The following is a 2,198-nucleotide window of genomic DNA, read 5'->3' as shown; positions in this document are numbered from 1 at the left end:
ATATTATCATTTAATATATTTACCTATTTTTCAAATCATTATGAATAAAGTATTTTTTATCTTAAATACTATCTTTTACATTTTTAAATAAAGTATTAAAATATTTGTATATTTCATAGTTATTATTAAAAAAATAATGTATATACATACTTTATAATAAATAATATAATTGTCTTATATTAATTAGGAAGATTTATTATAACTAACAAAAGATAAGGGAGAAAAAACAAATGAAAAAATTAATAATATTATTACTTATAATAGGCTATAGCATATTATGCTTCACATTAGGAGAATTTATAAGTGAAAGACAAGAAGTACAAAGACAAGCTCATATGAAATTAGAAAAATAGATATTAGAAAAGACTAAGTATTTTTAGTGACAGCAGTAGCTAGACAAGAGATTTTAATTCTAAAAATTATGTATAATATAGCAAATTTATGATTATTATTTCATATATTATGCTTAAACTTTATAGAGTTATGTATAAAAAACTGAAGGCCTAAAAAAACTAAGCTTTCAGTTTTTTTAGCTAATTTAGTAGTTACTATTTTAAATGTGTAACGTTTATCTTTTTAAATTTAGAGTTAAAAATCTATACCTGATAATAAGATAAAAATGCTTTGTATCCAAGGTTTTTAAGGTAGTTTAGCTTATTTTCAGCATTTTCTCTCTCCTTAAAAGACCCTGCCACCACTTTATAAAAACCATTTTCATATATTAAGAAGACATCTATTTTCTCATTTTTTAGATCCTTTTCTAGGGTTAAAGCATTATTTTTATCTTTAAATGAACCTACTATAACTCTAAAGAATCCATTACCACTATTACTATTATCACCAATATTATTACTAGAATCATTTCCTGGAAAATAATTGCCATTTTCTTCTCCTTTATATTCAATATTTAAAGTTTTTAAAGCACCTTTAGCTATGGCTTTTCCAAAATCTTTTTGTTCATTTAGCTCATCCACACATTTAATATCTTTAGTATCAATAAATGCACATTCTACAATAACAGCACTTCCTTTAGTTTCTCTTATGAACATATAGTAATCAGCAGTACCATTACTATTCATTCTAATTTTACATCCTCTTGAATTTTGACCAAGGGATATAACTTCCTTCTCTATATTTTCAGCTAATATTTTACTTCTTCCCCCTAAGTGATGGTGAAAAACCTCAAAACCATCTCCACCACCAGCATTTATGTGAATATCTATAGCTAAATCTGAATTAAAGTATCTTTCTTCAGCTACTTCTTGTTGTATGGTGTCATTTTCATCCTTTTCCCTACTAAGTTTAACAGTTGATCCATGTTCTTTAAGAATTTTTTTAACTTCTAAAGCTATAGGTAGTACCATATCCTTTTCTTTTAATTTTCCATAAACAGCTCCAGCATCACTGCCACCATGACCAACACCTATAAATACTTTCTTTGACATAAAAATTTCCTCCTTTTATCTTTAAAATCCTTTCATAATATAAAATAGATAAAAGTTAAAATTTTTTTAGTATTTTTCATAAAAAAATTAGAATAAAGCAATATTACAATTTAAATTTACTTTTAACATATAAATAGATCCAGTAGTTTTTCTACTAGCTCTATTTTTTTCTTTTAATTCTCAAAAGCTTTATGTAAGGTATTTTTTAGCTTAGGAACATCTTATGTAAATATCATAGCATATACATGCAAATTAAAATTACATATACTATAACTTTATTATAATGTTAAATTTAAATAGAATCTATCTCTATAGATAATTTTTACTATTTTAGAATGAATGATATATATTAAAATAAATTGTAAGAAACTTGCTACTATACTTCCTGTTTATATCATCATATATAATTAACTTTTCATTATAGGTCAAAAATATGTAGTTTTAGGACTTAAATATAATTTTAATACTTAATTATGCTATATTTTTAAAGAAAAGATTTTTAAACCCAAAATATTTTTAAGTTGGAGGATTTAAAATGAAAAAGCATATTTATACCTTTAAATTATTTAATTGTATTTTATACTTGTTCAAATATTTATGTACTTTCTTTATAATTATAGTTATTACATCATATTTACAAGATTATTTTAAACTTAATGATGATATTGGTTTCTCTATTTGCTTAATATTATCAACTTTTTGCTTTTATATTCTTTTAAAATTAGAAAATAAATCCCCTGTAAAATATTTGAA

At 22.8% G+C, this 2,198-nt stretch carries 3 protein-coding genes; 2 read left to right on the top strand and 1 reads right to left on the bottom strand.

Going from position 1 to position 2,198, the window contains the following annotated elements:
- Positions 1–230: 230 nt before the first annotated feature.
- Positions 231–353: a hypothetical protein gene (locus tag GBZ86_RS18485; RefSeq protein ID WP_268817448.1), complete on the top strand. Its 123-nt coding sequence runs from the start codon at positions 231–233 to the stop codon at positions 351–353.
- A 243-nt stretch (positions 354–596) separates the two neighbouring features.
- On the opposite strand, the gene GBZ86_RS15195 is transcribed toward GBZ86_RS18485, so the two are convergent.
- Positions 597–1,445 (bottom strand): N-acetylmuramoyl-L-alanine amidase, encoded by an 849-nt coding sequence (locus tag GBZ86_RS15195; RefSeq protein ID WP_152892051.1) that lies wholly within the window; start codon positions 1,443–1,445, stop codon positions 597–599.
- Between the two features lie 535 nt (positions 1,446–1,980).
- Between GBZ86_RS15195 and GBZ86_RS18065 the strand changes: the two genes are divergently transcribed.
- The coding region (locus GBZ86_RS18065; protein WP_207707469.1) for a hypothetical protein at positions 1,981–2,198 on the top strand (218 nt) is incomplete at its 3' end.

It is taken from the genome of Clostridium tarantellae (assembly GCF_009295725.1).
Classification (GTDB): Bacteria; Bacillota; Clostridia; order Clostridiales; family Clostridiaceae; genus Sarcina; species Sarcina tarantellae.
This window is presented reverse-complemented; position numbering and strand designations above follow the sequence as displayed.

Bases quoted from the DNA above. Each gene is read 5' to 3' on its own strand.
- GBZ86_RS18485 (WP_268817448.1), top strand. From the start codon at position 231: ATGAAAAAATTAATAATATTATTACTTATAATAGGCTATAGCATATTA.
- GBZ86_RS15195 (WP_152892051.1), bottom strand. From the start codon at position 1,445: ATGTCAAAGAAAGTATTTATAGGTGTTGGTCATGGTGGCAGTGATGCT.